Here is an 8,036-nt window from a genome sequence, read left to right as displayed (position 1 = left end):
CATCGTTGAAGTACTTGATTGTTTTATCGAAGGCGGCGAGAAAATCCTCGCTCGAGCCAATGTCGTAGATGGCTACTTGCGGCGAGGTGACAGTGGGACTCGGCATATTGTTGGGTAGCTCCGGACAGGTTGAACTCGTAGGGACAAGTGCTGGATTTAATTCGATCGCCCGGAAGCGCTACCGGACTATCTCGTCGAGGCTACTCGACTGGGCCTATGCAGGCCAAACCCGGCCCGCCGGCATCTCCCGGGGAAGCCGCGAATTGGTCGTGATCGGTCGGCCGACGGACGCTAGTGCGCGGCGGTGTCCCAGCTCCGGCCGTAGCCCACCGACACCTCCAACGGCACGTCAAGCGGGTATGCACCGCCCATTTTGTCCCGTACCAGCGCCTCGAGCTGTTCGCGCTCACCCTCGGCGACCTCGAACAGCAGCTCGTCGTGGACCTGCAGCAGCATCCGCGAGGCCAGCCCCGCTTCGGTGAGCGCCTTGTCGACCTCGATCATCGCGACCTTGATGATGTCGGCCGCGCTGCCTTGGATCGGCGCGTTGAGCGCGGCCCGCTCGGCGGACTCGCGGACCTGCCGATTGCTGCTGTCCAGCTCCGGCAGATAGCGGCGACGGCCCAGCACCGTGGAGGTGTAGCCGTCCTTGCGGGCCTGCTCGACGACGTTCAGCAGGTAGGCCCGAATACCGCCGAACCGCGCGAAGTACTGGTCCATCTGCTCTTTGGCTTCTTCGGTGGAGATCTTGAGCTGAGCGGACAATCCGTAGGCGCTCAGCCCATAGGCCAGGCCATAGGACATCGCCTTGACCCGTCTCCGCAGCTCGGCGGTGACCTCCTCGATCGGCACCCCGAAGGCCCGCGACGCGACGAACGAGTGCAGGTCCTCGCCGGTGTTGAACGCCTCGATCAGGCCGTCGTCGCGGGACAGGTGGGCCATGATCCGCATCTCGATCTGGCTGTAGTCGGCCGTCATCAGCTCGGCGTAGCCCGCGCCCACCACAAAGGCGTCGCGGATCTGCCGGCCGGCGTCGGTGCGGATCGGGATGTTCTGCAGATTGGGCTCGGTGGACGACAGCCGGCCAGTCGCCGCGATGGTCTGGTTGAACGTGGTGTGGATACGGCCATCTGCGGCCGTCGAATTGAGCAAGCCGTCGACGGTCACTTTCAGCCGGGTGACATCGCGGTGGGTCAGCAGATGCTGCAAGAACGGATGCCCGGTCTTGTCGAACAGCGTCTGCAGCGCGTCGGCGTCGGTGGTGTATCCGGTCTTGGTCCGCTTGGTCTTCGGCATCTCCAACTCGTCGAACAGCACCACCTGCAGCTGTTTTGGCGAGCCGAGGTTGATCTGCTTACCGATCACGGTATAGGCCGCTTCGGCGGCAGCACGGATCTGGTCGCCGAATTGGCTTTGCAGCGAGTTCAATTGGTCCAGATCGACGGCGATACCGACAGCTTCCATGGCCGCCAGCGCCCGTTGCACCGGCAGTTCCATCTCGGCCAGCAGCGACGTCGAGTCGATCTGGTCCAGTTCGACGTCCAGGGCGTCGGCAAGGTCGACGACTGCACGGGCGCGCAGCACCGCGGTCTGCACGGCTTGCTCGTCGACGCCGTCGCTGTCATCGAGTAGCGAAAGCTGTTGCTGCTCCGATGTTTCCGCGCGCAATTCGCGACGCAGATAACGCAGCGACAGGTCGTCGAGGGTGAAGCTGCGTTGCCCGGGCCGAACAAGATAGGCGGCCAGCGCGGTGTCGGAGCTGACGCCGTTCAGCGTCCAGCCGCGTCCGGCGAGGTCGTGGATGGCCAACTTGGCCTCGTGTAAGGCTTTCGGCTTTTCGGGGTCGGCCAGCCAAATGGCCAGCGCGGCGTCGTCCTCGGGTGTGACGGTGGTGGTGTCGATGTAGGCGCCGTCGCCGTCTGCGGCGGCGATCGCCAGGGCGGTTGCGTCGCCGCCGTAGGGTAGATGCGTCCCGACCACTGCCAGGCCGGCACGGCGACCGTCGGCGACGTGGTCGGTGAGCCACTGCGCGACCGTGCCGGGCTCCAGCGCTCCCCCGCGCACGTCGAACCCTGCGTCGACCTCCGGTTCGACGGCGGCCAGCGTGTCGAACAGCCGGTCGCGCAGCACCCGGAACTCGAGCTGGTCGAACAGTTGGTGGATCTGGTCGCGGTCCCAGGGCTGCATCCGCAACGTGTCCGGTGTCTGGGCCAGCGGCACGTCACGGACCAGATCGGTGAGCTCGCGGTTGAGTACCACGCTGGACAGGTTGGCCCGCAACGCGTCGCCGACCTTGCCGCGCACCGAATCGACGTCGTCGACGAGCGCCTGCAGCGACCCGTATTCGGCGATCCACTTGGTCGCGGTCTTCTCCCCCACGCCGGGAATGCCGGGCAGGTTGTCGCTCGGGTCGCCGCGCAGCGCGGCGAAGTCGGGGTACTGCTTTGGCGTCAGGCCGTACTTCTCGACCACGGCCGCCGGGGTGAAGCGGGTCAGCTCGCTGACCCCCTTGCGCGGGTACAGCACCGTCACGTCGTCGGAGACCAGCTGTAGCGCGTCGCGGTCACCGGTGACCACCAAAACCCGGTAGCCCTCGTTCTCTGCCTGGGTAGTCAGCGTGGCGATTACGTCGTCGGCTTCGAAGCCGGGCTCGGCGAGGGCCGTAATGCCCAGTGCCGCAAGGACTTCCTTGGTGATGTCGATCTGACCACGGAACTCGTCCGGGGCGCTCGACCGGTTGGCCTTGTATTCCGGGTAGCGGTCGGAGCGAAACGTCTGACGCGACACGTCGAAGGCGGCGGCGATGTGGGTGGGCGCCTCGTCGCGCAGCAGGTTGATCAGCATCGCGGTGAACCCGTACACCGCGTTGGTGGTCAGTCCGCCCTGGGTTTTGAAGTTCTCGGCGGGCAGCGCATAGAAGGCCCGGTATGCCAGCGAGTTGCCGTCCAGCAGCATCAAGGTGGGCTTGTCGTCGGTGGCCTTGCCGGCCTGTGTCTTCTTGCTCGCGGTCCTGGCTGGGCTCACGGCCTCAACTCTAGGCACTGGGTCCGACGCCGAGTAGCGACGTCCACCGCCTCGAACTGCAACACGTTTCAGTTTTAGGGTCGGTCTGGGTAGGCTGGCCCGGTGCCCGAGGTCACCAGCAAACAACCGGCAATCGACGGATGGTTCGCCACCGACGAGACCGCCAATCCGCATCTGATCGGCAGTAAGTGCCCGAAGTGCGGCACCTACGTATTCCCGCCGCGGGAGAACAACTGCCCCAATCCGGCCTGCGACAGCGACCTACTAGAGGCCGTCGCCTTATCGCGGCGCGGGACACTGTGGAGCTACACCGAAAACCGCTATCCCCCGCCGGCGCCCTACCCTGCTCCGGATCCGTTCGAGCCGTTCGCTATTGCCGCGGTGAAACTCGCCGACGAGGGCATCATCGTGTTGGGCAAGGTCGTCGAGGGCACCCTGGCCGCCGATCTCAAAGTCGGCATGGCGATGGAGTTGGCCACCATGACCCTGTTCACCGACGCCGACGGGGTCGAACGCCTCGTGCACGCCTGGAGGCGCGCCGGTGACGATGCAGAGCGAAGCGATGAAAAGGAGCGGCGCAAATGAGGATCGCGAAATGAGTCCCGATCCGCTCTACATCCTCGGCGCCGGCATGCACCCGTGGGGCAAGTGGGGCCGAGACTTCACCGAATACGGCGTCGTCGCCGCCCGCGCCGCACTGGCGGAAGCGGGCCTGGACTGGCAGCAGATCCAGTTGGTCGCGGGGGCCGACACCATCCGCAACGGCTACCCCGGCTTCATCGCCGGGTCGACGTTCGCGCAGAAGCTCGGCTGGAACGGCGTGCCGGTCAGCTCCAGCTATGCCGCCTGCGCCAGCGGATCGCAGGCACTGCAGAGCGCACGCGCCCACATCCTGGCCGGGTTCTGCGACGTCGCGCTGGTCATCGGTGCCGACACCACCCCTAAGGGCGCCTTCGCCCCGGTCGGCGGCGAACGCCGAGGAGACCCGGACTGGCAGCGGTTTCACCTGATCGGCGCGATGAACCCGGTGTACTTCGCCCTGCTCGCTCGTCGCAGGATGGATCTGTACGGGGCGACGGCGGAAGACTTCGCCCAAGTGAAGGTGAAGAACTCGCAGCACGGCCTGCAGAACCCGAATGCGCGGTACCGCAAGGAATCCTCGGTCGAAGACGTGCTGGCCAGCCCGGTGGTCAGCGACCCGCTGCGCCAGCTCGACATCTGCGCCACCTCCGATGGCGCGGCCGCCCTGATTGTGGCCAGCGCGGACTTTGCCCGCAAGCACCTGGGCTCCCTCGACGGCGTGCCGTCGGTGCGCGCGGTGAGCACCGTGACGCCGCAGTACCCGCAGCACCTGCCCGAATTGCCAGACATTGCAACGGATTCCACTGCTGTCGCGCCTGCGCCCGAGCGGGTGTTCAAAGACCAGATCCTCGACGCGGCCTACGCCGAGGCAGGCATCGGGCCCGAGGACGTCAGCCTGGCCGAGGTCTACGACCTGTCCACCGCGCTGGAACTCGACTGGTACGAGCATCTGGGCCTGTGCCCCAAAGGCGAAGCCGAAGCGCTGCTGCGCAGCGGCGCCACCACCATCGGCGGCACGGTGCCGGTCAACGCGTCTGGGGGGCTGGCGTGCTTCGGTGAGGCCATTCCCGCCCAGGCGATCGCGCAGGTCTGCGAGTTGACCTGGCAGTTGCGCGGTCAGGCCACCGGGCGGCAGGTGGAAGGCGCCACCGTCGGCGTCACCGCGAACCAGGGCCTGTTCGGCCACGGCTCCTCGGTGATCGTCGCGCGCTAGCCGCGATGGGGCTGTGGCCTCGTCGAGTGTGCAGCTCGTGAGTGCCAAGTCGTTGTTTCGGCACACGTAAGCTGCACAGTCGCGTCTACTTCGCCGCCGGTGGCGCGTCCTTCGAGACGTCCAAGGTCTCCAAGACGACTTCGGCGACGTGCTTCATGGTCGTGCGGCGGTCCATCGCCGCACGCTGAATCCACTTGAACGCCTCAGGCTCAGTCATGCCCTGATTGGCCTGCAGCAGACCTTTCGCCCGTTCGACCAGCTTGCGGGTCTCCAGCCGGTCCGACAGCGTCTCGACCTCGCTCTCGAGCGCCTTGACTTCGCTGAATCGACTCAGCGCCACTTCAATCGCAGGAATCAGGTCCGAGATGGTGAAGGGCTTCACCAGGTAAGCCATCGCGCCGGCGTCACGGGCTTTTTCGACGAGGTCGCGCTGGCTGAACGCGGTGAGTATCACGATTGGCGCGACGCGCTTGGCGGCGATCTCCGACGCAGCGTCGATGCCGTCGCGACGCGGCATCTTGACGTCCATGATCACCAGGTCGGGCTTGAGCTGTTCGGCCAGCTCGACGGCTTCCTGGCCGTCGCCGGCCTCTCCGACGACTTCGTAGCCTTCTTCGCGCAGCATCTCGGCCAGGTCGAGCCGAATCAGCGCCTCGTCCTCCGCGATCAGAACCCGGTGCGCGATTCGGGCTTCATCCTCGGTCATGGAGACATTCTCTCGCGAACCGCGCCGATCCACGACTGCGGGGCTATTAGTCGGCGCGCCGGAACCGATCCTCTATGGTGGGAGGCCGTAGTGCGCAGGCCCTCGTATCCCAACTGGCAGAGGAAACGGATTCAAAACCCGTCCAGTGTGAGTTCGAATCTCACCGAGGGCACCAAAAACGCCAGGCGAACAAATCACTTCGCCGATCGCACTCCAGATGTTGCGCACCGACGGTCCGTGGCGATCACCTTCAGGGTTGGGTTGCCGCCTCTATACGTGCGGATACGAGATCGGCAAATTCGTTGGCGTAGGCGAGTTGTCGACGCAGCCGTGCAACGCTTTCGGCTGCTTTGTCCCGGTAGTCGCTGAGCTGTTTGGCTGCGGTGCAGCGTTGTGCGCCGGTCGTGGTGGAGTCGCCGAGAATGTCGAAGGAGTCGAGCAGTTCTTTCATCTCCGCGAGGGTGAATCCGAGGGGCTTCATTCGCCGAATAATCAGGAGTCGTTGGACGTCGTGTTCGGTGTAGAGCCGAAATCCTCCGACTGAGCGCGCCGAGGGGGTAACCAGGCCTACCTCGTCGTAGTGACGGACTGTGCGGATGGAGAGCTCGGTTTTGGCGGCAACTTGTCCGATTTGCATCGGGCGGCCTACGGGGCTGCTCACTTGTTGGTCGCCTCCTTGACTCGCCGCGAGTGGTCAGCGGAGCGGGCCGGCTGGGAGTGGCACAGCGGACTCGGCTCAATGTACCCGGATGCCGTCTGGGTACATGCTGAAAGCCCAGCAGCCGGGCCACGTCGGTGGCTCTCGCAGAGGCGTGTTGCGGTCGTCACACCATGGCGTGGCCGCTTTATAGCGTGGCCGCTTTGAAATCTACTCTCACTGGAGGGTAGATTTGTATGCAAGCCGCGACCGAGGTAGCCGTCATTGCGAGTGCGGCCTCAGCAGTATTACGGAGTCGTGCAGGCTGGCGGACACAGTCGGCACGGCGTCGCTGAGTCGAGTCGGCGACCTCAATATGCGGGTGGGCTGACGGGCGCAGTGTCTAGACGTCTGCAGCAGTAGCGGTTGTCATTTCTGCTGCTGAAGAGAATGGACTGGCGAGGTTGTCGACTGATGCTATTCGGCTTGTTGCCGCCCGAGGTCAATTCGGGTCGCATGTACAGCGGTCCCGGGTCGGGCCCGTTGCGTACAGCGGCCGCGGCCTGGGGCCAGTTAACAGACCACTTGTACGGTGCGGCGTCGGCCTACAGTTCGGAAGTCTCGGCGCTGACCTCCGGGTGGCGGGGTCCGTCGTCGGCGGCAATGGTGGCTGCATCGCAGCCGTACGCGGCGTGGATGGTCGCAACGGCCGGCCATGCCGAAAGGACCGCTGAGCAGGCCACGTCTGCGGCGGTGGCGTTTGAGGATGCTTTCGCCGCAACGGTGCCGCCGCCGGTAATTGCGGCCAACCGCACCCAGTTGGCGGTGTTGATCGCCACCAATTTCTTGGGGCAGAACACCCCGGCGATCGCACAGACTGAAGCGCTCTACGCCGAGATGTGGGCTCAAGATGCGGCAGCGATGTACGGGTATGCGGCCTCGGCCTCGGCCGCGTCCGTGCTGACACCGTTCGTCGCCCCACCGCGCACCACCGACGCCAACGGCGCCGCAAGCCAGGGTCTAGCGCTCGCTCATGCCGCGGCCAATGCCTCCGGCGCGCAGGCTCAATCGTTGCCTCAGGCGCTGTCAGCGATGGCTCAGGCGATGCCCGGTGTCACGGCCGCCAATGCTCAAGCCGGTGCTGGGGCGCCCTCTTTGCTGTCGGCTTTGGACGATTACTTCACCGGCCGGCTATCACCATTTCTGCTTTTCGAAATCGGCGCGATTCCGGAGCTGTTGGCAGCACAGCTCTATCTGCTCCCGCAGGCGCTTGCCGATGCCGCTGAGGCGCCGGGCGCAGCGGCTGCGACCGCGTCGCTGGATGCTCCTGCCGGGTCGGCATCGGTGACCGTGATAAACACCGTATGGGGGGAGCTGGCCCGCGCCGATATGGTTGGGGGCCTGGCGGTCCCGCAGGCCTGGACGGTCGCTGCGCCTACCGTCAAGACCGCCGCGGTGGCGTCGGCGGCATCCGATCCACCCGGCCCGGCCGACAGCGCGGCGGTCAGCGCCGAAGATCCCGACGCGTTGATCAACGAGGCCCTGCCGGCGGCGTTGCCCGCCCAGGGTCGCTTTGGTCTGTCGGCCAAGGTGGGAGCGTCGAATCTGGCCGGGCGTTCCGTGCTCAAATCTCGCGGTCACGCAGGATCGGTGGAGTGGGGCAGCGCATGCGCGGCGGACACCGCAGAGAACGTCTCCAACATTTTCGTGATCTCGGAGCGTGGTGAGTGAGCGGTGATGGGGCCGATGTCGTGACGGGGACTCGAAGAGGATCAGTTTGGTGATGGATTATGGCGCGTTGCCCCCGGAGGTCAATTCGGCGCGGATGTACAGCGGTGCGGGCTCGACTCCGCTGCTGGCCGCGGCGGGCGCCT

At 65.7% G+C, this 8,036-nt stretch carries 8 protein-coding genes and 1 tRNA gene; 5 read left to right on the top strand and 4 right to left on the bottom strand.

Annotated elements, in window-relative coordinates; all coding sequences use genetic code 11:
* Positions 1-106, bottom strand: a 106-nt coding sequence (locus tag AC2VOU_RS00220) for a hypothetical protein (protein ID WP_486955537.1), incomplete at its 3' end; no start/stop codon positions are given.
* A gap of 185 nt (positions 107-291) precedes the next feature.
* The gene (gene polA, locus AC2VOU_RS00215) at positions 292-2,955 is read right to left on the bottom strand and encodes a DNA polymerase I (protein ID WP_486955536.1); all 2,664 of its coding nucleotides are present in this window, start codon (positions 2,953-2,955) and stop codon (positions 292-294) included.
* A gap of 171 nt (positions 2,956-3,126) precedes the next feature.
* Here polA and AC2VOU_RS00210 point away from each other — a divergent pair, with 171 nt between their 5' ends.
* Positions 3,127-3,609, top strand: a complete 483-nt coding sequence (locus AC2VOU_RS00210) for a Zn-ribbon domain-containing OB-fold protein (RefSeq protein WP_486955533.1) — start codon at positions 3,127-3,129, stop codon at positions 3,607-3,609.
* A gap of 10 nt (positions 3,610-3,619) precedes the next feature.
* The gene (locus AC2VOU_RS00205) at positions 3,620-4,819 is read left to right on the top strand and encodes a lipid-transfer protein (RefSeq protein WP_486955532.1); all 1,200 of its coding nucleotides are present in this window, start codon (positions 3,620-3,622) and stop codon (positions 4,817-4,819) included.
* Between the two features lie 85 nt (positions 4,820-4,904).
* On the opposite strand, the gene AC2VOU_RS00200 is transcribed toward AC2VOU_RS00205, so the two are convergent.
* Complete coding sequence (locus tag AC2VOU_RS00200) at positions 4,905-5,525, bottom strand: ANTAR domain-containing response regulator (RefSeq protein ID WP_486955531.1); 621 nt, start codon at positions 5,523-5,525, stop codon at positions 4,905-4,907.
* A gap of 98 nt (positions 5,526-5,623) precedes the next feature.
* On the opposite strand from AC2VOU_RS00200, the gene AC2VOU_RS00195 reads away from it, so the two are divergent.
* Positions 5,624-5,700 (top strand) — tRNA-Leu (locus AC2VOU_RS00195).
* 75 nt (positions 5,701-5,775) lie between these two features.
* On the opposite strand, the gene AC2VOU_RS00190 is transcribed toward AC2VOU_RS00195, so the two are convergent.
* Positions 5,776-6,162 (bottom strand): MerR family transcriptional regulator, encoded by a 387-nt coding sequence (locus AC2VOU_RS00190; RefSeq protein ID WP_486955535.1) that lies wholly within the window; start codon positions 6,160-6,162, stop codon positions 5,776-5,778.
* Between the two features lie 474 nt (positions 6,163-6,636).
* Between AC2VOU_RS00190 and AC2VOU_RS00185 the strand changes: the two genes are divergently transcribed.
* Together AC2VOU_RS00185 and AC2VOU_RS00180 are read left to right on the top strand one after the other, a co-directional pair.
* Complete coding sequence (locus AC2VOU_RS00185; protein ID WP_486955530.1) at positions 6,637-7,893, top strand: PPE family protein; 1,257 nt, start codon at positions 6,637-6,639, stop codon at positions 7,891-7,893.
* 52 nt (positions 7,894-7,945) lie between these two features.
* Positions 7,946-8,036 (top strand): PPE domain-containing protein (locus AC2VOU_RS00180; RefSeq protein ID WP_486955534.1); only part of this gene is annotated, 91 nt, incomplete at its 3' end.

Source organism: Mycobacterium sp. TH-M25 (assembly GCF_057473665.1).
This window is presented reverse-complemented; position numbering and strand designations above follow the sequence as displayed.

Coding starts and splice junctions, on each gene's coding strand:
- polA (WP_486955536.1), bottom strand. CDS start 2,955: ATGCTGCTGGACGGCAACTCGCTGGCATACCGGGCCTTCTATGCGCTG.
- AC2VOU_RS00205 (WP_486955532.1), top strand. CDS start 3,620: ATGAGTCCCGATCCGCTCTACATCCTCGGCGCCGGCATGCACCCGTGG.
- AC2VOU_RS00200 (WP_486955531.1), bottom strand. CDS start 5,525: ATGACCGAGGATGAAGCCCGAATCGCGCACCGGGTTCTGATCGCGGAG.
- AC2VOU_RS00190 (WP_486955535.1), bottom strand. CDS start 6,162: ATGCAAATCGGACAAGTTGCCGCCAAAACCGAGCTCTCCATCCGCACA.
- AC2VOU_RS00185 (WP_486955530.1), top strand. CDS start 6,637: ATGCTATTCGGCTTGTTGCCGCCCGAGGTCAATTCGGGTCGCATGTAC.